Here is a 23123-nt window from a genome sequence, read left to right on the forward strand (position 1 = left end):
TCAGCGTCCGAAGCGTTCGCGCAGGTGTTGCGGGATGGGGCGCCAGTCATGTGGCGAATCGGTGGTGCGATAGCGCTCCGGCGCCCAACTGTAGACCGTCGCCGCCTGCGTGCCGCGCTGCGCCAGCCATTCGTCCATGCGGGTCTTGCTGGCGGGATAAGCATCGGCGAGATACGCGATGGCACTGCCATCATCGGCCTCGTCCACGGCAAAGCCGCCGTCTTGCCATGGTGTGAGCGGATGGCCATGCAGCAGTTGCAAGGCGTTCCAGATCTCGGGATGGTCCAGCTTCAGCGACAGCCGGTGCTTGGGGATGCGGCGCGCGCGCAGGTAGGCGAAACCGCCGCCCAATCCCGCCACCGCTTCGCCCTTGGCATTGGTGTAACCGCCCAGCACCCGGCGCACGCGCTCAGCGCAGACATCGCGGCAGAGATTCTTGCCGGGATTGTCTTCGGTGGCTTCGGTGCTGCTGACCAGGATGAACTTACGGTTGCCGCCATCTTCGGCGTTGAGTTTGGCCACGGCGTGCGCGGTGGTGCCGGAGCCGGCGAAGAAGTCGAGTGCGATATCGCCGGGCTTCATTGAAATTCGCAGCACGCGTTCCATCAGGCGTACCGGTTTCGGCGTGTCGAACGCAGTTTGCGTGCCGAAGATCGACTGGATTTCCTTCCGAGCTTCGTCAGTGTGGCCAACTTCTTCATGAGGCCACCAAGTCCACGGCACTAGCCCCTCGACCTCTGAGAGGTAGCGAATGACGCTTGGTTGCGCCGTCCCATCCTTACCGAAGTAGATGCGGCCGTTTTCCCTTAATTTCTCGAATTCAGATTCAACAGTAGACCAGCAGCGTCCTTCCGGTGGAGTGTGAGTTCGTCCATCAGGTCCTTTGATCTCATACATCTGATTGGGTCGAAATCCTTGTGCAGTCATTGGGATACCACGCCAACGGCCCTTCGGATCATCGTTAGGGTTCCGATAAATTTTGGCTTGATCTTGTGTGAGCGGAATTCTGCCTCTCGCTTCTTTGAATTTTTCTGGATTGATTGCGAATACAAGCAAGTATTCGTGCGCATCTCCGATCGCTTCACGGTTCTCACGCGAATAGCGCTTCTGCCAGATGCAGGTCGCAACGTGACCATCGTGGCCAAACACCCGATCCATCAACATCCCGAGCCGGAACAACTCATTGTCGTCGATGCTGACGAAGATCACGCCATCGTCGGCCAGCAGGTCCTTCGCCAGCTGCAGGCGGCGGTACATGAACTCCAGCCACAGCGAATGGCGGAAGCGGTGGGTCTTGTCGACGAAGCGGTCGTTGTAGACGAAATCGCGGTTGCCGGTGTTATACGGCGGATCGATGTAGATGCAGCGGATGGCGCCCTTGTGGCTGGCGCGCAGCGCACGCAGTGCATCGAAGTTGTCGCCCTCGATGATCAAGTTGTCCCACGGCGCAGCGCCGTGACTCAACTCCGCATCCAGCTCCAGCGCCACATAATCATTGTTGACGGCAGCATCTGCATCGATCTCGTCGCGCTCCCACACCAGCCCCAGCTGGCGCTCGGCATCGCGGCGCTTGAGCAGCCGGATCAGGGCATCGCGGTCGAGGTCGTCGTACTTGTGTGTCATTGCTGTCCGTTTCCCGTTCCGTCGATGGCCTGATATGCCTGCTCGGGATCGTTTGGCACCTCGGGACGGGTCATGGTGATCCGCCCAGCCCGCATGAGTGGGCGCAGGTAGTTCTGGCGGACGTATTCGGCATTTCGTCCCATCAGCAGTGCCAATTCGTCGGCGCTCCATGCGCGCAAGCCGCACAGGTCGACCACCAGGCCGGAGACCGCTTCGGGCACGTTGCGCTTGCCCAGCCCGCCCACTTGCGCCGCGAGGGCACCGGGCAGTTCGTCCAGCAGTCGTGCCCGCGCATCCACCGTTTCCTCGGGGTGTTGGACGGCAGGGTTGCTAGACAAGGCGGGCAGGTTACTAGATACGTCGCCTGGGTTACTGGATAAGCCCTTGGGCTTGGCAGACAAGGCCTCTCGTTCAGCCGTGCCCTCGCCGAGCAGAGCATCCGTCGGGCGGTACCAGGTGGCCGATCCCCGCCCCTGCTGCTCGAACAGCCCGGCATCGCGCAGCCTGCGCAGGGCGGCGCTGGCCGCGAGTGTATCCACCTTGTTCAGGTCGCGATAGGTGGCGTTGTCCATGGCGCCAGCTTCCCGGGCCACCACCAGCGCCCGGGCCTCGGCATCATTCAGGTGCAGGTCGCGGAACCGGGCCAGCCAGCGCAGGTCGTCCTCACCGAGGAAGTGGTGGAAGAAGAAGCGGGCCACGAACTGGTCCCGCCCCCGGTCGGACTCGAACAGCGGTGGGGTCAGGCCGGCTTCGGCGGCCTTGTCCCGCATCACACGGATTCCACTGCCCTTGGTTTCCGCGAACCGGGTTTCATGAAGCACGGCGGCAATCTTGGGGTTGCGCGGCGCGGAGCCGGGTTCGCCCAGGTGCTCCGGCGATTTCAGCGAAAAACCCGGGTTGCGGATTTCCAGGCGGTTGGCATAGCGGATGATCTGGATCGGGGCATGGTTGCGGTAGTTGCGGTGCATCACCGCGTTGACCAGGGCTTCGCGGATCACGACCTGTGGGATCAATGGCCGGTCCTGTCGTTGTAGTTCCCCTTCCTGCAGGCCGAAGGCCTTGGGCAGATCGTCGAGGACGGCGGCCTGGGCGCGGCGGACGAGCCGGAACAGCGGGTCACGCATTTCGAGTGTGTCGAAGCGTCGCTCGGGATCGGGCACCCAATCCCGGCCGGGAACGCGGATGTAATCGACGCGTGTCATCGGGAAGCAACGCCTCAGCGCTGTTGACTTGCCAAACAGGAGCAGGCCGGCCACCGTTGATTGCCACTCGCCTTGCGGATCGCGGCGCGTACAACCCAAGGCCTGCAACAGGTCTTCATCGCTCCAGCGCAACGCTTCGGCATCCGGGTAGGTTTCGGCGAGGGCGGCGCGGTACTCGGCGATGGCGTCCGGTGAGAAGTCGTCCATGGCGGCATCCGGCACGAGCCCTGCATCGAAGCTCTCGACCTGTCTGCCTTGATACAGGAGTAGAAGGTCATCTTCGGTGCAGCGCTGGTCGGTGCTTCCGATGCGGCGGAATGCGCCGCGCGGCAAGCCTTGCGCTTTGAAATAAATTGGCTTGTCCTGTGCTGCGGCTTCCGGCACGGACACCACGATGACCGTCTTGCCATCCAGCTGTTCGGTTGCAATCTGGATACGAACGGGCTGGTTGAACGTGGTGGCGCATTGACTGGCCAAGTCCGCACTGATCTTGTCGGGCTGGTCCAGGCCCTCGACTTCGTAGCTTGGGAACAGCGCGAGTTCTTCGCGGATGACACCAAGCAGGATCCACCCACCATCCAATCCGGGTTCGTTGGCAAGGGCGCAAATCGTCTCCAGCAACGATTTGCCGACTTCATCGGAACGCTTGGCTTCAATGCGCTCATGCTCATCGAGCAAATTCAGGCTCTGCAGCAGTTCATGCGCGCTCGTCATGACCGACTGCCTGAGTGGGAAGCCGTGTTGAAGGCCATGTCCGCAGCATAAGACGGCAGGCGATGATCGCCGTTGGACAGAAGCTGTAGATAGGCCGTGTGCAGGAACAGCTTTTCTTTACCCATGCGCTGTTCCTGCAGCACGCCGATGGACACGAGGTCGCGCAGGTAGCGCGCTGCAGTCTCGCGCTTGGCGATGTCGGCATCCACCACGTTCTGAATACGGCAGTAGGGCTGGTTGAACAGTACATCAACCAGTTCGCGGCTGTAGATCTTGGGTCGCTGCGTGCGGATCCAGTCGCATGCCTGTTCGTACAATCCGCGAATGGCGTCGATCTTGGCAGTGGTCCAGCGCGCGGTGTCGGCCACGGCATCCAGCATGTAGGCTACCCATTCGGTCCAAGCTCCATCCCGAGTCACGCCCAGTAGAAGCCGGTAATAATCGGCCTTGCGCTCGATGATGTAACGCGACAAGTACAGGACCGGTTGATCCAGCAGGTCCTGCTCGATCAGCATCAGCAGGTTCAACACACGGCCGGTACGACCATTGCCATCGGTGAACGGATGGATGGCTTCGAACTGATAGTGCGCCACGGCCATGCGGATCAGCGGATCGATGTCGCGTTGCTCATGGATGTAGCGTTCCCAGTTGGCCAGTTTTTCGCGCAGCAGCGACTCGCCCACCGGCGGGGTGTAGATCACTTCCTGCATCTGCTGGTTGGCCAGTGCCGTGCCCGGCACCTTGCGCACCTGCATCTGCACGCCCTTGATGCGGGTACAGACGACCTCCGCTGTCGTGGTGGACAACGGCCGCTCCATCAGCGACTGAAAGCCTTCATACAGGGCACTGCGGTAACGCAGCGCCTCCTTGGTTGCGAGGTCGGCTCCATCGATATGTTCCGCATAGCGGAACAGCTCATCCGTGGTGGTAACGATGTTTTCGATCTCGGAGCTGGCCTGCGCTTCGAGAATCGGGATGGTGTTGATCAATACCGCCGGATTGGGCAAATGCCCCGTTGCCTGTCGCAAGCCCGCTAGCGCTTTGTGAGCGGCGATGCAGGCTTTCAACAGATCGCGCGTCTCCAGATCGACGGGAGGAGGTAGTGGCGGCAGATCGTTATAGGGAAATCGGGGATCCATGTCGCCGCTTCATGTCGATGGCGTCGGCATGATGAATCATTCATGTCGAAAAATAAATAATTTTTCGACATGAGCTTCCGCTCAGCCTCTTGCGGCGGCGCTTCCACACCAATGAATCCATCCCGAAGTGCCGCCTGCGAAAAGCAGGTCGAGCGTTACCACACCACTTCGGCCATCGTGCAGTTCAGGCCCGAGCCGATGCCGAGCAGGGCGATGCGGTCGCCCTTCTTCAGCTTGCCCAGTTCCTTCAGCTTGCTCAGCACGATCGGCACGCTGGCCGGGCCGATGTTGCCGTGTTCGTTGAAGATGGTGGTGACCTTCTGCGGGTCGATGCCGAAGGCCTTGATGAAGGCCTGGGTGTGCGGGCGGCTGACCTGGTGGATGACGAACTGATCCAGTTCGTCGACCGCCCAGCCTAGGGCGACCTTGGCCGCCACGAAGGTCTTGCTGGCCAGCTTCATGCCCTCGATCAGCAACATGCGGGTGTCGGTGACCATGCGGTCCAGGTTGCCGCGGCACAGGTTGTTCCACTCGGTCGCCGAGCGGGTCACCCCGCCCTTGTAGCGCGGGGCGTCGGGCACCAGTTCGCTGCGGGCCAGGACCATGGCGACCGAGCCGCAGCCCAAGGTCAGGGCGGCCAGTTCGTTGCGGAAGTCCTCTTCGGTCACGCCCGGCGCGTTCAGGCGCTCGATGGTCTTCTCGTACACCAGGTTGGCGGTTTCGCCGTCCACGACCAGGGCGTAGTCGATCTCGCTGCGCTCGATCATCCGCGCGGCGATGTCCATGCCGTTGATGAAGGCCAGGCAGGCGTTGGCGACGTCGAAGGTCATGCACTGGTCGCCCACGCCAAGGTTGCCGCAGACGATGCTGGCGGTGGACGGCTCGAGGAAGTCGCGGCTGACCGAGGTGTTGACCAGCAGGCCGACCTTGTCGGCGGCGATGCCGGCGTCGTCCAGCGCCTTGCGCGCGGCCATGGTGGCGGCGTCGGAGGCCTGCACGTCGGCGTCCCACAGGCGGCGGGCATGCACGCCGGCGATGTCGTTCAGCACGTCGGTCTTGATGCCCAACCGGTCCATCGTGGGCTTGAGACGGACATTGATCTCGTCCGAGGTCAGGGTATGCGGCGCATCGACATGCGCCAGTCCCGCGATGGAAACGTTCTCGAAAAGCATCGGTGTTCGCCCATGGGATCAGGCCGAAGGGCCGACAAGAGTACCGGCTTCAGGCCCCGCCCGCATCATTTTTCACATTTGCGGGCCACCAGAGCCCCGCAGGCCGGGGCTCAGCGGCTGCCGCAGCGCCAGGCGGCAAAGCGCTGCGTGCCGTCGGCCGGGTCGGACAGCGGCTGGATGGTATCGGCCTGGATCCCCGGAGCCTCGTTGCGGGCCAGGGTCTCCAGCTCGTCCAGCACCTTCAGGTCGTTGCGCTCGTAGAAGGCCACCTTGTCCTTGACCGAGACCTCGATCTCGCCCTGCTTCTGGCAGCCAGCCGGGGCCGCGCCGGCGGCGATCACCTTGATCGCCTTGGCCTCCGGGGCCAGGTGGACCCAGGTGCAGGCGGACAACAACACAGGCAGGGTCAGCAGCAGGCAGGTCTTGCGCATGGGAGTCCTCGATCGGGTGGCGGGGGTTTCCGGCTGGTGCAACGGCCGGAAACGCGATGCCCGCCATTGTGGCGGGCATCGGCTGAGCGGTACAGCAACGGCCGGCCTTACTTGCCGGCCACCGGATTGCCGTCGGCGTCCAGAACCTGCACCTGGCCCAGGTTCAGGGCGCGGATCGGGGCCTCGGTCTGCTTCAGGTCGCCGACCACCACCCAGGTCAGCGCCTGCGGGTCGAGGATCTTCGCCGCCGCCGCGACCTGGTCGACGCTCATCGCCTCGACTTCGGCCTTGCGCTTGAACACGTAATCGTCCGGACGGTCGTAGCGGACGATGCCGCCGATGGTGCCCATCACCGACCACATGGTCTCGTAGGCACCCGGCAGGCTCAGGGTCTGGATTGCCTTGATCCGCGCCACTTCCTCCTCGGTCGGCGGCACCTTGCCGCTGACGTAGTCGGAAATCTCACGCTGCATCTCCTGCACCGCCTCGCCGGTCTTGTCGATCTGCACCGGCGCCGCCGCTGTCCACAGACGCTGGCCCAGCGCACCATCGGCGGAGCTGCGCGCACCATAGGACCAGTGCTTGTCCTCGCGCAGGTTCATGTTCAGGCGCGCGGTGAAGTCGCCGCCCAGCACGCCGTTGGCGATCTCGAACTCGGTCGCCCGCGGATCCTTGGTCGAGGGCACCAGTTCGGTGGCGAACAGGTTGGCCTGCACCGCGCCGGGCTGGTCGATCAGGAACACCCGCGGCTGCGCCGGACGTGCCACCGCGGCCACTACCGGCGCGGCCGGCGCCGCACCCTCGCCCTTCCAGTCGCCGAAGTGCTTGTTCAGCAGCGGCACGATTTCCTTCAGCGTGGTGTCGCCGACCACGATCACGGTCGCGCCTTCCGGCCGCAGCCAGTTGCGCTGGTAGGCCAGCAGGTCGTCGCGGCTCAGCGCCGCGATCGAGGCCTCGGTACCGCTGCCGGTGGCCGGTGCGGAGTAGGCGTGGCCCTTGCCGTACAGCAGCGCGGGCAGCACCCGGTAGGCAATGCCCTGCGGCTGCGCCTTCTCCTGATGGATGCCGGCAATCCAGCTGGCGCGAATGCGCTCGATCTCGGCCGGATCGAAGTTCGGCCGCCGCAGCATGTCGGCAAACAGGCCCAGCGAATCGTCCAGGTTCTCCTTCAACGCCGACAGGAAGGCGTTGCTGCCGTCCAGCGCGGCACCGGCACCCAGCCGCGCGCCCAGCGCGTCGGCCTTGTCGGCGAAGGCCAGCGAACCGACACCGGCCGCGCCTTCGTCCAGCAGGCCGGTGGCGAAGCTGGCGACGCCGGGCATGGCGGCCGGATCGCTGCTGTAGCCGCCCTTGAACTCGTAGCTCAGCTGCACCACCGGGATGTCGTGGCGCTCGGCCAGGATCAGCTGGCTGCCGTTCTTCAGCGTCGCCCGCTGCATCGTCGGGAATTTCAGCTCGGGGAACGAGGTGGTCTTCGGCACGCCCTGGCTGCGGTCCACCTGGGTGGGCAGGGTGGTGTACTTCGGGTCCGGCGCCGGCAGCTCGAACGGCGCCGGGCTCACCGCCGGCGCTTCGGCCAGCGGGGTGCGCTCGCCCGGCTCGACGACCAGGGTATGGCTGCCGGTGCCCAGCCACTTGGCGCCGACCGCCTGCAACTCGCCGCCGCTGACCGTCGTCAGCGTCGCCAGCGACTTGCGGAAACAACCGGGGTCGTTTTCGTAGATGGTGCATTCGGCCAGCGCATCGGCCTTGCCGCCGAAGCCGCCGATCCGTTCGACGCCGCGGATGAAGCCGCCGCGAATGGCGACCTTGGCCCGCGCCAGCTCGTCGGCGCTGGGACCATCCTTCAGCAGCCGGTCCAGCTCCTGCTGGATCGCCGTTTCCACCGTGGCCGGATCGACGCCCTGCTTGACCGTGGCGATGATGCCGAAGTTGGAGCCCAGCTGCGACGGACCGACATAGGTGCCGATGTTGTCGACCAGCTTGTCCTGGTGCAGCAGGCGCGTATCCAGCCGCGAGGACTTGCCGCCGCCCAGCACGTAGCTGAGCACCTGCAACTGGTCGATGTCGGTGGTGCCGGTCTCGGCCACGTTCCAGAAGCGGTAGATGCGAGTCTGCGGGACCTTGTCCTGCATCACTTCGCGGGTGTCGGCCGGGCGCTGGGCCACATCCACCTTCGGCTGGGCCAGGCTCGGGCCGGCCGGGATGTCGCCGAAGTACCTGGCGACCTTTTCCTTGGCCGTGGCCAGGTCGATGTCGCCGGCCAGCACCAGCACCGCGTTGTTGGGGCCGTACCAGGCCCGGAACCACTGCTTGACGTCTTCCAGCGAGGCGGCGTTGAGGTCGTTCATCGAGCCGATGGTGCTGTGGTGGTACGGATGCCCTTCCGGATACAGCGCCTGGCCCAACTTCTCCCAGACCTGGCCGTAAGGCTGGTTCTCGCCCTGGCGCTTCTCGTTCTGCACCACGCCGCGCTGCTCGTCCAGGGTCTTCTGGTCGATCGCGCCAAGCAGGTGGCCCATGCGGTCGGATTCCATCCACAGCGCCATGTCCAGCGCGGTGGTCGGGACGTTCTCGAAGTAGTTGGTGCGGTCCGAGTTGGTGGTGCCGTTCTGGCCGGTGGCGCCGACCGCCTTGAACGGGGTGAAGAATTCGCCGGGGGCGTTCTCCGAACCGTTGAACATCAGGTGTTCGAACAGGTGGGCGAAGCCGCTGCGGCCGGCCGGTTCGTCCTTGCTGCCGACGTGGTACCAGATGTTGACCGCCACGATCGGCGCCTTGCGGTCGGTATGCACCACCACGCGCAGGCCGTTGGGCAGGGTGAACTGCTCGTAGGCGATGTCCACCACCGGAGCGGGCGAGTGCTTGGCCGGCGCCTGCAGCGGCAGGCCGGACAGGCCGACGGCCGAGGCGGCAAGGGCGATCGCCAGCAGGCGCGGGCGCAGTGTGTGGACCGACATGGTCACTCCTTGTGATTTATGTAGTGGACGGCCAGGGCGGCCGGATGCGGAAACACCCAAGCCTAACCGCTGCGGTCAGGGCAGGCACCGTCCACAGGTCATGGCCCTGTCTTGCCGTGCCGATGGTCACGGCAACCCTCTGCGGCCGTCCTGCATCCCATGAAATGGATGTCTTCTGCAACCGGTATTGAACCGGATGGGCGCGAGCCGGGGATCGGACCGGACAGCCAAACGGACAGCGGACATCCCGCTAATTAATTCATGAAAATCAAATAGATATGGTTGGCACAGCTTGTGCTTTGGATTAGGGCAAGACCAACCACTCGCCGCAAACCTGACTGAAAGCTGAATCAAAATGACCGGAACAGAAGTTTTGCTTGCTACAGCCGATTAGGTGTACTACCTTACTACCACACCACTGATCAATGACACCAACGAGGCACCCATGAACGCCAAGACCCTGCTCCCGCTGACCGCCGCCGCCATCTTCGCCGCCTGCACCGGTTCGATGCTGCTGTCCGCCCACACCGCCAAGCCTGCCCAGGAACTGGCCATCGTCGACCTGCCGACCGTGACCGTTCGCCCGGCCGCCGAAGACCTGGCCTACTACCAAGCCAACAAGATCGTCGACCTGGCCGCCGTCACCGTGCGCCCCGCTGCCGAAGACCTGGCCTACTACCACGCCAACCAGGTCGTCGAACTGGCCGCTGTCAGCGTCCGCCCTGCCGCTGAAGACCTGGCCTACTACGTCGCCAGCCAGAGCGAGCGTGTCATCGACCTGCCGGCCGTGGTCGTGCACGCCACCCGCGAAGCTGCCAGCTCGGTCGCCATCGGCGCCATCGCCCTGCCGCAGACGCTGTCGATCCGCTGAGCGGGAACCCCGGTTCCCGCCCACCGCGGACGCTTCACTTACACTCGGCGCGATGCGCGCCAGCCCCGACATCGACGTAGTGCTGTACCAGCCGGAAATTCCCCCGAACACCGGCAACGTGATCCGACTTTGCGCCAACACCGGCGCGCGGCTGCACCTGATCGAACCGCTGGGCTTCGCCCTGGACGATCGCCAGCTCAAGCGCGCCGGACTGGACTACCACGAATACGCACGCATGCAGGTACACCCGACATTGCAGGACGCCCTGGCCGCGATCGCGCCGAAGCGTCTGTTCGCCCTCAGCACCCGCGGCCGGCAGCGACACGACGCGCCCCGCTATGCGCCGGGCGACGCCTTCCTGTTCGGCCCGGAGACCCGCGGCCTGCCGCAGGAGGTGCTGGAGCAAGTGCCGCCGCCACAGCGCCTGCGCCTGCCGATGCGGCCGGACAGCCGCAGCCTCAATCTGTCCAACAGCGTCGCCGTGGTCGTGTACGAAGCCTGGCGGCAGATGGATTTCGCCGGCGGCAACTGAACCGGCGCGGAAAAGTTCCCGTTACCGCGGCTGAATTCAGTATCGGCTCAGCGCCAGGTTCAGGGGCGATTTCCGCCGCGAGCGAATAATCGATTGCACCGTCGCCGGCACCGCAATCGCGTGCAAGGCGGCGGACAAAACCAAAAACGAGATCGAATCCCCATGAAAAATTCCCTGTTTGCACTGCCCCTGCTGCTTGCCGCTCCGTTCGCCGCCTCGGCCGCCGATGGCGTCAGCTACAACTATCTGGAAGGCGGCTACACCGCCGCCAACCTCGACAACTCGCCCGACACCGACGGCTGGGCAGTGAAGGGTTCGGCGGCCATCGCCCCCAACTTCCACCTGTTCGGCAGCTACGACAGCCAGGAAGTCGACAACATCAACTTCGACATCGACCACCTGGTGCTGGGCGTGGGCTACAACCACACGCTGACGTCGCAGGTCGACCTGCTCAGCCGGGTCGCCTACGAGCGCTACCAAACCGACCCGCAGGACTTCAACGGCTACAGCGCCGAAGTCGGCGTGCGCGCCGCGCTGACCCGCAACCTGGAAGGCTATGCGCTGGCCGGCTGGGAAGACGGCAGCGATTACGACGGCGATTTCTACGGCCGCCTCGGCGCGCAGGTGAAGTTCAGCCCGAACTGGGGCCTCAGCGGCGACGTCAAGTTCGCCGACAACGATACCCAGTGGTTCATCGGCCCGCGCTTCACCTGGTAAAGCGCGTCGTTCCCCGGCGGCGCGACCTCTCTCCCGCGTCGCCACCCAAGCCCGGCAGCCGACACCCTGCCGGGCTTTTCTTTGCCCGCGCTCGGGCCAGCGCAGCGAACAGCGGCTACTTGAACAGCGTCTGCGGGTATTCGGGTTTCTGTTCGCGTGCCAGCAACTGCTGCAGGCCGTCCACCGGCGTCAGTTCGCCGCACAGCACTGCGCGCACCGCGCTGGAAATGGGCAGTTCGATCCCACAACGGTCGGCCAGCCGCATCACCTCGTTGGCAGTCTGCACCGACTCGACCACCTGGCCGATTTCGCGCACGGCCGCGTCGATCGCCTGGCCGCGGCCCAGCGCCAGGCCCAGGCGGCGGTTGCGCGACAGGTCGCCGGTGCAGGTCAGCACCAGGTCGCCCAGCCCGGCCAGGCCCATCAGCGTTTCCGGACGGGCACCGAGCGCGGCGGCCAGCCGCAGCATTTCGTTCAGGCCGCGGGTGATCAGGCCGGCGCGCGCGTTCAGGCCCAGCTGCATGCCGTCGGCCACGCCGGTGGCCACCGCCAGCACATTCTTCATCGCCCCGCCGAGTTCGGCACCGACCATGTCGTCACCGGTGTAGGCGCGGAAGGCCGCGCCATGCAGAACCTCGGCCATGCGCTGGGTGAACGCCGGATCGGCGCCGTGCACGGTGACGGCGGTCGGCAGGTTCTGCGCGACCTCCTTGGCAAACGACGGCCCGGTGACCACCGCCAGCGGCACCTCCGTGCCGAGCAGGCTTTCGGCGACCTCGTGCAGGAACCGGCCCGAACCGGGCTCGAAACCCTTGGTCGCCCAGGCCACGCCGGCCGCGGCCGGGCGCAGCGGCGCCAGCGCACGCAGGGTTTCGGGGAAGGCATGCGAAGGCACCACCACCAGCACCAGGTCGGCCGTGGTCATCGCTGCGGCCAGATCCGTGGTCGCGCGCAGCGTGTCCGGCAGCGGAATACCGGGCAGGTAGCGCGGATTCTCGTGGCGGCGGTCGATCGCCTCCACGACCGCCGCATCGCGACCCCACAGGGTCACGGCATGGCCGTTACGGGCCATCAGCGACGCCAGCGCCGTGCCCCAGGAGCCGGCGCCGAGCACGGCGATGTTCAGCGCTTGCATCATCGGAACGGAGGGCCGCCGCGTCCCGGTCCGTGGCGACGGACCGGGGAAAACCGCATCAGGCGTTGCCGGCCGCTTCGGTGTCGGCCGCCAGCTGCTGGCCGTCGCCGGCCTGGGCCTGGGCGGCGCGCTGGCGCAGGGTTTCGGCGTACAGGGCGTCGAAATTGATCGGCTGCAGGTAGAACGGCGGGAAACCGCCGGCCTGGATCAGGTCGCTCATCAGCTGGCGCACGTACGGGAACAGGATGTTCGGACACTGGGTGCCGAGCAGGCCGTCGATGGTCTGCGGCTCCATCCCGGTCAGGCCGAAGATGCCAGCCTGCTTGACCTCGGCCACGTAGGCGGTCTTGTCGCCGGCCTTGCAGGTCAGGGTCACGCCCAACACCACTTCGAAGGCGTTATCGCCGATGCGCTGGACCTGCTGGTTCAGGTTCAGGTTCAACTCCGGTTGCACGTTCTCGGTGAAGATGCCCGGCGCGCCCGGCACTTCGAAGGACAGGTCCTTGACGTAGATCTTCTCGACGCTGAAGGCCGGGCCGTTGTTCTGGGGGGCCGGCGCCGCTGCGCCGTTGCTGGTTTCGTCGGACATTGCCGTGGCTCCGTGAATCTGGTGAGTGTGAAAAAAGAGGTCGATTATCGCATGCGGGCGCCAACGGCGCCCGGTGGCCGGCTCAGCGGCCCTTGACCAGCGGCAGGTCGGCCTGCTGCCAGGCAACGATGCCGCCGTCCAGCCAATGGACCTTTTCGAAACCCGCCTTCTTCAGCCGCTTGGCCGCCGCGGCCGAGGCCTGACCGTTGCGGCAGACCAGCACCACCGGCAGCGAACGCGCCTGGGCCAGGGTCTTGTTTTCCGGGTCGAAGCTGCTCGGCATCACGTTGCGGCTGCCGGCGATGTGGCCCTTTTCGAAGTCGTTGCTGGCCGACAGGTCGACCACCAGGGCGCTTTCCTGATTGATCAGCTGGGTCAGCCCGGCCGGGCGCAGCGTCTTGTAGCCGCGGAACAGCTGGGCAAATTCATTGGCGACGATGGCCACGGTCAGCACGACCAGGGCCAGCGACAGGATGGGGCTGCTGGCGGCGAACGCCTTGAGGGTTTCCAAATCCACGATCCGCGATGGGGGTAGTTGCCGGGAAGGGGCGCGATTGTCGCACAGCGGGCCGTCCGCCGCCGCGCAATGGCTATTGCCCGTCCCACAGGTCGGGCAGGCCGACCGTCAGCCACCAGCGCTCGGCTTCGTCATCCCATTGCCAGCGCTCGCGATAGCGTTCCACCCGCTCGGCCATGGTGTGGCGGTTGACCACCCGCAGCTCGATGTTGCGCACAATGCCGCCATCGGGCTCGACCGCGCTGCTGACATCGCGATAACCGGAAATCTCGACCTGGCGGAAGCGCTCCAGGTCCAGATCGGTCAGCGGGCGTTCGGCGCGCGTCTCGGGTTCGACGAACTCCCAGGCCGATTCGAATTCGCCCCAGCGCACGGCCGTGGCATAGGCGATCTGGGTCTGTTCCAGCAGCCGCGCCTTCTTGCGCTTGCCCACCGCCTCGGCCTGTCCGGCCACTGCAAGCAGGACCAGGCCCAGCAGCGCCCAGCGCCAGAATCCGCGCGGATGTGCCGTGGACACGGCTCGGTTGCTCGTCATCATGCCCGCATCCTAACCCTTGGCGATCGCCACGAAGCGCCCGCCCAGTTCGGCAGCCATCCCGCCTTCAGCCAGCGGCACGCCTGCTTCGATCCGCACCCGCGCGCGCCCGCGCTGGCGCAGCGTGGCCAGGAAATCCTCCCAGGACTGGCCGTCGGCCAGCCAGGCCTCGGCGCGCAGGTCGTCGTACACGGGGGCCCGATAGCGGATATCACTGTCGGCCACGTACACCTCGGCCTCCAGCCCGGACAGCTGCAGCTGCAGGTTGACCAGGCCCCAGCCGGCCAGTGTCATCAGCGAGGTCAGGCTGCCGCCGAAGGCGTTGCCCTTGTCGTTGACGTTCAGCGCCAGCGGCGCGCGCACCCCGAAGCGGCCATCGGCATAGCCGTCCACCGCGACCCCCAGCGCCGCCAGCGGCGGCATGGCGGCACAGGTGTCACGCAGTGTCTGCAAGGCGGCTTCAAGCGGCATCGAACATAATCCCGGTCATGGCTCCGATCAGCCCGCCCGGATGGTACGTCATCTCGCTGCGCCCGCAGGGCGGCCACGCCGGCTTGCGCGCGGCGGCGGCGCGACGCGGCGGCGGCCTGCTGGCGTTGTCGCCGTGGCGCTTGCAGGGTCGCGACGACCGTGACACTCGCCACGCCTTGCGCAACGCGCTGGCGGCCGATCGCGTGCTGTTCACCAGCCCGGCCGCGGTCCGCCACGCTGCCGCGCTGGCGACGCTCAAGCCGCGTCGCGGCCAGGTGTGGATCGCGGTCGGCAGCGGCACCGCCACCGCCTTGCGCCGGTTCGGCATCGATGACGTGATCGCACCGGCACGAATGGATAGCGAAGGCCTGCTGGACCTGCCGCAGCTACGCGGCCTGCGCGGCCACAGCGTCGGCCTGGTCACCGCGCCGCAAGGCCGCGAGGCGCTGGCGCCGGCGTTGCGCCGCCGTGGCGCACGGGTGCTGCGCGCCGATGTCTACGAACGCATCGCCATCGTCCCGGCCGCGCGCGCGCGACAGCGCCTGCGCGAACTGGATCGTCCCGCCTGCGTGGCGTTGAGCAGTGGCGGCGCGCTGCAGGCATTGCTGGCCGTGCTGGTGCCGCCCGAACGCGCGGCCTTGTTGCGGATTCCCGCGATTGTCGCCAGCGAACGGCTGGCGGCGCAGGCGCGCGCGGCCGGTTTCCGCCGTGTGCGGCTGGCCACCGGCCCGCGTCCGGCGCAACTGGCTTCCGCGGCGGCGGAAGCCATCGGCGTGCGCTTCCACTAACATGATCGACGGAATCCCTGCGGCCACGGACCGCAGGTCGGCGACTCGATCAAGGATGCCCGCGTGAACGAAGAAGACACCACTGTCCGCACCCGCTTGCCCTGGCGCTGGATCCTCGCGCTGGTGGTGCTGGCGCTGATCGGCTTGGCGGTCTGGCGCGGCTGGGCATGGTGGCAAGCGCGCAACGCCGGCGAGCAGGTGCGGCTGGACGCGGCCGAACAGCGGATCGAGGCGCTGGAAGCCCGGGTCGAGTCGCTCAATCGCGAATCACGCGCACAGGCGCAGCGGCTGCAAAGCGCCAGCGCCAGCCAGCAGGTGCTGCGCGACGAGGTGCTCGGCCTCGGCCAGCGCAACGACCTGCTGCAGGAAAGCATCGACACCCTGGTCCGGCAGGATCGCGAAGGCCCGCAAGCCGCTTTGCGTCTGGACGAAGCGGAACTGCTGCTGTCGCTGGCCGGCGAACGTCTGACCCTGGCCGACGACCCGGCCGCCGCGCGACGCGCCTATGCGCTGGCCGCCGGCATCCTCGACAGTCTGGACAATCCGCGGCTGCTGAACCTGAAACAGGCGCTGGCACAGGAACGTGCCGCCGCCGAGGCGCTCGGCGACGGGCCGCAGGCCGCGCTGGGCGCGCGCCTGGATGCGCTGGAAAGCCGCCTGGACGCGATACCGCACGCACAGGCAGCCACCGACGCTGCCGCGCGCCCGGCCTGGCAGCGCGCGCTGGCGCCGCTGGTCGATATCCGCCCCAGCCAAGACAACCCGGCACTGTCGCCGAACGACCGTAGCGCCGGCGTCGCGGCACTGAAAATCGAACTGGCGCTGGCGCGGGCCGCGCTGGAACGCGGCGACGATGCCGCCTTCGACCGTGCGCTTGAGCGCGTGCAGACCTGGCTGCCGCGATTGTGGCCCGAATCGGCCGCGCTGCAGCACGAGCGCACGGAACTGGCCGCGCTGCGCGCCGCGCCCTTGCGTCCGGCCGATCCGGTGCTTGGCAGCAGCCTGCAGCAATTGCGCGCGTTGCGCGAAAGCACGATGCGCGATCCTGCCCCGACCACGCCGGCAGCGAAGGAGGCCACGCCATGAAAGCCCTGCGACTGATCCTGGTCCTGTTGCTGCTGGTATTGGCCGGCGTGCTCGGCGCGCAATGGCTGGGCCACCCTTCGGCGCACGATTACGGCGAAGTCTTCGTCCGCGTGGCCGGCCACGACGCTCAGGCTTCATTGCCGGCGGCGCTGCTGGCGCTGGCGCTGCTGTTCCTGCTGCTGTGGCTGGCGTGGAAGATCGTCAGCCTGCCGTTCCGCGCCTGGGGCCGCTACCGGCGCAAGCAGGCGCGGGCGCGCCTGATCGACGGCTTCGAGGCCCTGCATGGCGGGCAGTGGGCGAAAGCCGAGAAGCTGCTGGTGCAGGCCGCCGGCGACCGCGAAGTCGGCGTGATCGCGCGCGTAGCCGCCCTGCGCGCCTCCAGCGCGCGTGGCGACGATGCGGCCTCGCGCCAGCATCTGGACGCGCTGGCACAGGACCATCCGCGCGCGCATGCGCTGGCCGCGGCCGATCGCGCGCTGGCCCTGCAGCGCCCGGCCGAGGCGCTGGCCGCGCTGGATGCCGCCGTAGTGCAACCGTTACCGCCGCGTGGACTGGCGCTGCGGATCGAAGCGCTGCTGCAATCCCATCGCGCCGGCGAAGCCTGGGGCATGCTCGGCGCGTTGCGCCAGCAGCAGGCCATGCCCGACGCGGAACTGGCCGCGCTGGAGTCGCGGCTGGCGGTGCAGTCCATCGCCGAAGCGACCGACGCCAACGTGCTGGCCGAACGCTGGGAAAGCCTGCCCAAGCCGTCGCGCAACCAGGCCGACGTGGTCGCCGCCTATGCCGGTCGCGCCGCCGCGCTGCGCTGGGACGATGCCGCCGTGCGCAGCATCGAACACGCGCTGGACGCACGCTGGGACGAATCGCTGGTGGCGCTGTACGGCACGCTGCCAGTCGGCAAGCTGGACTCGCGCCGCGCCAGCGCGCAACGCTGGCTGCAGGCACACCCCGACAGCCCGGCGCTACTGGTCGCGCTGGGTCGGCTGGCCCGCCGGCAGGGGCAATGGCCGCAGGCGGAGGATTTCCTGCATCGCGCACTGGCCCAGGGCGCCGGCCCCGAAGCATGGGAGGAACTCGGGCACGGCTACACCGCCGCCGGCAACGAGTCGCTGGCCCGCCGCAGCTACGCCAACGCCATCCATGCCCGCGAAGGCGAAGCCACCCAGGCCCTGCCGGGCCGCGACCTGAAGAAGCAGATCCAGGACGAAGCGGTGGTGGAAGCGCGCAACGAGCACGGCCTGCCGCAACTGCGCGGTTGAGCCCATCCACACGAGTTCCATGCGCCCCGCCCGCGCCCGCATCGACCTCCAGGCCCTTCGCCACAACTACCGGCTGGCACGCCGGCTGGGCGGCGATCGCGCGCTCGCCGTGGTCAAGGCCGACGCCTACGGCCACGGCGCGGTCGCCTGCGCACAGGCTTTGGCCGCCGATGTGGACGGCTTCGGCGTGGCCTGCATCGAGGAAGCGCTGCAACTGCGCGAGGCCGGCATCGCGCAGCCGATCGTGCTGCTGGAAGGCTGTTTCGACGCCGACGAGCTGACGCTGGTCGACCGCCACGGGCTGTGGCCGGTGGTCGCCACCGAAGCGCAATTGCAGGCGCTGGAACGGCACCCGCCGACGCGGCCGCTGCGGGTCTGGCTGAAACTGGACTCGGGCATGCACCGGCTCGGCTTCGATGCCGCCGGCTTCGCCGAGGCATGGCGCCGGCTGCATGCACTACCCGGCGTCGCCGGCGTGGTGGCGATGACCCATCTGGCGCGCGCCGACGAACTGGCCTGCGCGCACACCGCCGAGCAGATCGATGCCTTCGACCGGGTGTGCTCGCCGTTACCGGTGTCCGAAACCAGCATCGGCAACTCGGCCGGGCTGCTGGCGTGGCCGCGGGCGCGCCGCGAATGGGTGCGGCCGGGATTGATGCTGTATGGCGCCAGCCGCTTCGATGGCCCCTGCGCCGAAGCCGAGGAATTGCATCCGGTGCTGACGCTGGAGTCGCGCATCATCGCCGTGCGCGAACTCGGACCCGGCGAGCCGGTCGGCTATGGCGGCACCTATGTCACCGACGCGCCGACGCGGATCGGCGTGGTTGCCTTGGGCTACGCCGACGGCTATCCGCAATTCGCGCCGACCGGCACCCCGGTATCCATCGATGGCCGTCCCGGCCGTCTGGTCGGACGGGTGTCGATGGACATGCTGACGGTCGACCTGAGCGATCACCCGCAAGCCGGGCCCGGCAGCCAGGTACAGCTGTGGGGCGACCGGGTCCGGGTCGCCGAGGTCGCCGCCCGCTGCGGCGGCAGCGCCTACCAGCTGATGACCGGACTGAAGCGGGTCGCGCGCGAGTACCGCGACTGAATTCCGCGGCGGACCTGCGTCAGCGGATCACCAGCACCGGCACCTGGCTGCGCATCAGCACTTCATTGGCCTGGCTGCCCAGCAGCAGCCGGTTCAGGCCGCGACGACCGTGCGAGGCCATCACCACCAGGTCGCAGCCTTCGGCCTGCGCGGTTTCGATGATCGCCTCGGCCGCGTAGCGGTCGGGCAGGTAGCGGGGGCGGAGAGCAACGCCGGCGGCCTGTGCCTGCGCCTGGACCCGCTGCAGGACGGCGGCGCCTTCCTGCTCGCGGGCAGCCTGGAAGTCCGAAGCGGTCGCGCCGGCGGTGGCCCAGCCCATGGCGTCGTCGAAGCCGGTGACGATCGGTTCGCTGACCGTCAGCGCCAGCACCTCGGCCCCCAGCGTGGCCGCCAGCGCCAGACCCGCATCGACGCCCTTCTGCGCCAGTTCGGAACCATCGGTCGCGATCAGGATGTGCTTGTACATGGGGCGCCTCGTGGCTGTGGGTTGTATCAATTACACACCCATCGGCCACGACATGCACTGATCGCGATCAAGTTCCGCCAGTTCCATGCGGGTTTCACGCCGGTTGCAGGTTGGCGTAGGCCAGCACGAGCCATTTCGAGCCCTCGCCGTCGAAGTTCACCTGCACGCGCGCATGCGCGCCGTTGCCCTCGTAGTCGGTGACCACGCCGGCGCCGAACTTGGGATGGGTCACCATCGCTCCCAGCCTGATTGCCGGCGTCTCGATCGGCGCATGCCCGACCGCCGGCCGCGTCGCCGCCGGCGACCACTGCCGCGATACCTGCACCTTGGGCCGCACTTCATGGATCAGCTCCGCCGGAATCTCGCGCAGAAAGCGCGAGGGGATGCCGTACAGGTCCTGACCATGCAGGCGGCGGCTCTCGGCATAGCTGAGCAGCAGCTTCTGCCGCGCGCGAGTGATGCCGACGTAAGCCAGCCGGCGCTCTTCTTCCAGCCGTCCGCTTTCCTCCAGCGAACGGTGGCTGGGAAACAATCCGTCCTCCAGCCCGACCAGGAACACCAGCGGGAACTCCAGGCCCTTGGCCGAGTGCAGCGTCATCAACTGCACGCCGTCCTCGCCGGCCTGGGCCTGGCCTTCGCCGGCTTCCAGCGCGGCATAGGCGAGGAAGGCGACCAGTTCGCTCAGCCGCGCGGCCTCTTCGTCGTCCTCGTCGCGCTGGAAACGCGAAGCCACCGAGACCAGTTCGTCCAGGTTGTCGACCCGCGAGTCGATCGAGCCTTTCGATTCGCGCGCGTAATGCTCGCGCAGACCCGAGCGCATCAGCACATGGTCGATCTTGTCCTTCAGCTCCAGCTCGGCGACCTCGCCCGACAGCGCATCGATCAGGACCAGGAACGCGCCAAGCGCATTGCGCGCGCGCGCGGCCAGCCCGCCGTCCTCGGTCGCCAGGCTGCGCGCGGCACTCCACAGCGACCACGACTGCGCACGTGCGCGCTTGCGCACTTCGTCCAGCGTGCGCTCGCCGATCCCGCGTGCGGGGGTGTTGACCGCGCGCTCGAACGCCGCGTCGTCGGCGCGGTTGGCCACCAGTCGCAGGTAGGCCAGGGTGTCCTTGATTTCGGCGCGCTCGAAGAAGCGCATCCCACCGTACACCCGGTACGGCACCTGTTCGGCCAGCAGGGTTTCCTCCAGCACCCGCGATTGCGCGTTGCTGCGGTAGAGCACCGCCGCCTCGCCGTAGCTGCCGCCGTCGCGCACCCATTGGCGGATGCGTTCGACCACGTAGCGCGCTTCGTCGATCTCGTTGTAGGCCGCGTACAGGTCGATCGGCTCGCCATCGCCGGTGTCGGTCCACAGCTGCTTGCCGATGCGGTCGGGGTTGTGGGCGATCACCGCGTTGGCGGCGTTGAGGATGTTGGCGCTGGAGCGGTAGTTCTGCTCCAGGCGGATGGTCTGCGCGCCGGGGAAGTCGCGCAGGAAGTGCTGCACGTTCTCGACCTTGGCCCCGCGCCAGCCATAGATGGCCTGGTCGTCGTCGCCGACCACGAACACGTGACCCGAGTCACCGGCGAGCACCCGCACGAAGGCGTACTGGATGGCATTGGTGTCCTGGAACTCGTCGACCAGGATTTCGCGGAAGCGGGCGCGATAGTGCGCCAGCAGCGCGGGATTGTCGCGCAGCAGCTCGTGCGCGCGCAGCAGCAGTTCGGCGAAATCGACCAGACCGGCGCGGTCGCAACGCTCCTGGTACAGCGCGTAACAGCGCTGCATCACGCTGCCCCATTCGTCGCGCGGATCGGCCTGCAGGTGCTGCGGGCGCCGGCCCTCGTCCTTCTGCGCATTGATCCACCAGGCGATCTGCCGCGGCGGGAAGCGGCCCTCGTCCAGCTCCAGCTGCTGCACCACGCGCTTGACCAGCCGCAGCTGGTCGTCGCTGTCGAGCACCTGGAAGCTTTCCGGCAGCTTCGCCTCCTGCCAGTGCAGCCGCAGCAGGCGATGGGCCAGGCCGTGGAAGGTGCCGATCCACATGCCGCGACCGCCATTTCGGAGCATGGCGTCGGCGCGGTGGCGCATCTCGGCCGCCGCCTTGTTGGTGAAGGTGACCGCGAAGATCCCGTGCACCGGCACCCCGTGCACTTCGTTGAGCCAGGCAATGCGATGGGTCAGCACGCGGGTCTTGCCGGAACCGGCGCCGGCCAGCACCAGCAGGTGCCCCGGCGGCGCCGACACCGCTTCGCGCTGGGCCGGGTTCAGGCCGTCGAGCAGGTGGGAAACATCCATCGCGGCATTTTACGCCGTGCGGTCGCGTCGCCTGCGACCGTACGGGCAGCAACGGCGACCGGTCAGTGCGAGGCGTGTTCGCGTCTGGCGCTGCTGCCTGTCATCACCTTGTCTGTATAGGCGATGCCGATCGCCGACAGGATGAAGGCACCATGGATGATCGTCTGCCACATCACCCCGGCCACGGTGGTCTTGGTGCAGCCCGGCGCGGAAATTCCAGTCATCCCGGATTCGACCGCGGCATCGAACATTTCCCGGGCGTTGATGAACTCGGACGATCCGCACAACGGCATGCCCAGATCGCCGGCGGCGATAAAGGTCTTCAGCAGGTGGATCGAGGAAATGCCGATGATCGCCATCGCCAGCTTGACCTTCAGCACGCTGGCATTGACATGGCTCAGCCACTCGGGCTGGTCCGGATGCCCTTGCAGGTTCAGCCGCGACACGAAGGTCTCGTAGCCGCCGACGATCACCATCACCAGCAGGTTGGAGATCATCACCACGTCGATCAGGCCCAGCACCAGCAACATGATCCCCTGCTCGGTCAGCTCGTTGGCGCCATGGATCAGGTGCCACAGTTCCTTGCCGAACAGGAACACGTACACGCCCTGGGCCACGATCAGGCCCAGGTACAGCGGCAGCTGCAGCCAGCGCGAGGCGAAGATCAGGGCGGGCAGGAAACCGAGGCGGGGCGGGGATGACTGCGACATGGAGAACACTGCGTTTCGGGAGTGCCGGCAGATTACCGGCCCGATGTTGCCCTGCCAAGCGCGGGCCGGGACTAGACTGCCACGCAACCGCCGCCGCGAAGGAAATGACGATGATCGACCTGCATTACTGGCCCACGCCGAACGGCCACAAGGTCACCCTGTTCCTGGAGGAAGCGGGCCTGGACTACGCAATCAAGCCGGTCAACATCGGCAAAGGCGAACAGTTCGACCCGGCCTTCCTCGCCATTTCGCCGAACAACAAGATGCCGGCGATCGTCGACCACGCGCCGGCCGATGGCGGCGCGCCGCTGACGGTATTCGAATCCGGCGCGATCCTGCTGTACCTGGCCGAGAAGACCGGGCGCTTCCTTCCCGCCGACCTGCGCGGACGCACCACCGTGCTGGAATGGCTGTTCTGGCAGATGGCCGGGCTGGGGCCGATGACCGGGCAATACGGCCACTTCCACGTCTATGCGCCGGAAGCGATCGACTATGCCCGGCAGCGCTACGCGCGCGAGGTGCAACGCCTGCTCGGCGTGCTGGATGCGCGGCTGGCCGGACGCGCGTTCATCGCCGGCGACGACTACGGCATCGCCGACATGGCCTGTTATCCGTGGATCGACGTCTACGACAAGGCGCCGGTGGACCTGCAGCCGTTCGCCGAAGTGCGGCGCTGGCGGGCGACGATCGCCGCACGACCGGCCACGCAGCGCGCCTACGCGCTGGCGTCGCAGGTCAATCCCGACGCCGGCAAGCCCATGAGCGACGAAGAAAGAAAGCTGCTGTTCGGCATCGATGCGAAACGAAACTGATCCCGCCACCGCCACATTGC

General features: G+C 67.1%; 22 protein-coding genes. 8 read left to right on the plus strand and 14 right to left on the minus strand.

What is annotated here, in order from left to right; translation table 11 throughout:
• The 6 genes from CSC70_RS01265 to CSC70_RS01290 form a co-directional block, all read right to left on the minus strand.
• A complete protein-coding gene (locus tag CSC70_RS01265; RefSeq protein ID WP_162454820.1) occupies positions 1-1623 on the minus strand; it encodes a site-specific DNA-methyltransferase in 1623 nt (540 codons plus the stop codon).
• A complete protein-coding gene (locus CSC70_RS01270; protein WP_162454821.1) occupies positions 1620-3539 on the minus strand; it encodes an ATP-binding protein in 1920 nt (639 codons plus the stop codon). Before CSC70_RS01270 ends, CSC70_RS01265 begins: the two co-directional genes overlap by 4 nt.
• Positions 3536-4678: a protein adenylyltransferase Fic gene (gene fic / locus CSC70_RS01275; protein WP_162454822.1), complete on the minus strand. Its 1143-nt coding sequence runs from the start codon at positions 4676-4678 to the stop codon at positions 3536-3538. Before fic ends, CSC70_RS01270 begins: the two co-directional genes overlap by 4 nt.
• A 155-nt stretch (positions 4679-4833) precedes the next feature.
• Positions 4834-5850 carry a 3-oxoacyl-ACP synthase III gene (locus CSC70_RS01280; RefSeq protein WP_162454823.1) on the minus strand — a complete coding sequence of 339 codons (1017 nt, stop codon included), beginning with the start codon at positions 5848-5850 and terminating at the stop codon, positions 4834-4836.
• A 110-nt stretch (positions 5851-5960) separates the two neighbouring features.
• On the minus strand, positions 5961-6281 hold the full coding sequence (locus CSC70_RS01285) for a DUF4156 domain-containing protein (RefSeq protein WP_162454824.1): 321 nt from the start codon (positions 6279-6281) through the stop codon (positions 5961-5963).
• Between the two features lie 107 nt (positions 6282-6388).
• Complete coding sequence (locus tag CSC70_RS01290; protein ID WP_162454825.1) at positions 6389-9241, minus strand: M16 family metallopeptidase; 2853 nt, start codon at positions 9239-9241, stop codon at positions 6389-6391.
• Between the two features lie 445 nt (positions 9242-9686).
• On the opposite strand from CSC70_RS01290, the gene CSC70_RS01295 reads away from it, so the two are divergent.
• The 3 genes from CSC70_RS01295 (at position 9687) to CSC70_RS01305 (ending at position 11361) form a co-directional block, all read left to right on the plus strand.
• Positions 9687-10112, plus strand: a complete 426-nt coding sequence (locus tag CSC70_RS01295; RefSeq protein ID WP_162454826.1) for a hypothetical protein — start codon at positions 9687-9689, stop codon at positions 10110-10112.
• Between the two features lie 52 nt (positions 10113-10164).
• Entirely contained in the window at positions 10165-10644 is a 480-nt protein-coding gene (gene trmL / locus CSC70_RS01300; RefSeq protein ID WP_162454827.1) for a tRNA (uridine(34)/cytosine(34)/5-carboxymethylaminomethyluridine(34)-2'-O)-methyltransferase TrmL, read from the plus strand.
• A gap of 162 nt (positions 10645-10806) precedes the next feature.
• Positions 10807-11361, plus strand: coding sequence for an outer membrane beta-barrel protein (locus CSC70_RS01305; protein WP_162454828.1), 555 nt, complete (start codon positions 10807-10809; stop codon positions 11359-11361).
• A gap of 115 nt (positions 11362-11476) precedes the next feature.
• Here CSC70_RS01305 and CSC70_RS01310 read toward each other — a convergent pair whose 3' ends face one another.
• The 5 genes from CSC70_RS01310 to CSC70_RS01330 all read right to left on the minus strand — a co-directional run bounded on the left by CSC70_RS01310 (position 11477) and on the right by CSC70_RS01330 (position 14608).
• Positions 11477-12499, minus strand: coding sequence for an NAD(P)H-dependent glycerol-3-phosphate dehydrogenase (locus CSC70_RS01310; protein ID WP_162454829.1), 1023 nt, complete (start codon positions 12497-12499; stop codon positions 11477-11479).
• A gap of 55 nt (positions 12500-12554) precedes the next feature.
• On the minus strand, positions 12555-13085 hold the full coding sequence (secB, locus tag CSC70_RS01315) for a protein-export chaperone SecB (RefSeq protein WP_162454830.1): 531 nt from the start codon (positions 13083-13085) through the stop codon (positions 12555-12557).
• Positions 13086-13167: 82 nt separating this feature from the next.
• Entirely contained in the window at positions 13168-13602 is a 435-nt protein-coding gene (locus CSC70_RS01320; protein WP_162454831.1) for a rhodanese-like domain-containing protein, read from the minus strand.
• Positions 13603-13675: 73 nt separating this feature from the next.
• A complete protein-coding gene (locus CSC70_RS01325) occupies positions 13676-14137 on the minus strand; it encodes a hypothetical protein (RefSeq protein WP_162454832.1) in 462 nt (153 codons plus the stop codon).
• 12 nt (positions 14138-14149) lie between these two features.
• Complete coding sequence (locus CSC70_RS01330) at positions 14150-14608, minus strand: YiiD C-terminal domain-containing protein (RefSeq protein WP_162454833.1); 459 nt, start codon at positions 14606-14608, stop codon at positions 14150-14152.
• 17 nt (positions 14609-14625) lie between these two features.
• Here CSC70_RS01330 and CSC70_RS01335 point away from each other — a divergent pair, with 17 nt between their 5' ends.
• The 4 genes from CSC70_RS01335 (at position 14626) to alr (ending at position 18834) form a co-directional block, all read left to right on the plus strand.
• The gene (locus CSC70_RS01335; RefSeq protein WP_162454834.1) at positions 14626-15396 is read left to right on the plus strand and encodes a uroporphyrinogen-III synthase; all 771 of its coding nucleotides are present in this window, start codon (positions 14626-14628) and stop codon (positions 15394-15396) included.
• Positions 15397-15459: 63 nt separating this feature from the next.
• On the plus strand, positions 15460-16482 hold the full coding sequence (locus CSC70_RS01340; protein WP_162454835.1) for a uroporphyrinogen-III C-methyltransferase: 1023 nt from the start codon (positions 15460-15462) through the stop codon (positions 16480-16482).
• Positions 16479-17741, plus strand: coding sequence for a heme biosynthesis protein HemY (locus CSC70_RS01345; protein ID WP_162454836.1), 1263 nt, complete (start codon positions 16479-16481; stop codon positions 17739-17741). The genes CSC70_RS01340 and CSC70_RS01345 overlap by 4 nt, the downstream gene beginning before the upstream one ends.
• Positions 17742-17760: 19 nt before the next feature.
• Positions 17761-18834, plus strand: coding sequence for an alanine racemase (gene alr / locus CSC70_RS01350; RefSeq protein WP_162454837.1), 1074 nt, complete (start codon positions 17761-17763; stop codon positions 18832-18834).
• 19 nt (positions 18835-18853) lie between these two features.
• Here the strand turns inward: alr and CSC70_RS01355 are convergent, their stop codons facing one another.
• From CSC70_RS01355 to CSC70_RS01365, 3 genes are all read right to left on the minus strand, one after another.
• On the minus strand, positions 18854-19300 hold the full coding sequence (locus CSC70_RS01355; protein ID WP_162454838.1) for a universal stress protein: 447 nt from the start codon (positions 19298-19300) through the stop codon (positions 18854-18856).
• Positions 19301-19394: 94 nt separating this feature from the next.
• A complete protein-coding gene (uvrD, locus tag CSC70_RS01360) occupies positions 19395-21581 on the minus strand; it encodes a DNA helicase II (RefSeq protein WP_162454839.1) in 2187 nt (728 codons plus the stop codon).
• A 62-nt stretch (positions 21582-21643) separates the two neighbouring features.
• A complete protein-coding gene (locus tag CSC70_RS01365; RefSeq protein ID WP_162454840.1) occupies positions 21644-22291 on the minus strand; it encodes a TIGR00645 family protein in 648 nt (215 codons plus the stop codon).
• A gap of 110 nt (positions 22292-22401) precedes the next feature.
• Here CSC70_RS01365 and CSC70_RS01370 point away from each other — a divergent pair, with 110 nt between their 5' ends.
• Positions 22402-23103, plus strand: a complete 702-nt coding sequence (locus CSC70_RS01370) for a glutathione binding-like protein (RefSeq protein WP_162454841.1) — start codon at positions 22402-22404, stop codon at positions 23101-23103.
• Positions 23104-23123 lie beyond the last annotated feature (20 nt).

Origin of the sequence: Pseudoxanthomonas kalamensis DSM 18571 (assembly GCF_010211745.1) — a bacterium.
GTDB lineage: Bacteria > Pseudomonadota > Gammaproteobacteria > Xanthomonadales > Xanthomonadaceae > Pseudoxanthomonas_A > Pseudoxanthomonas_A kalamensis.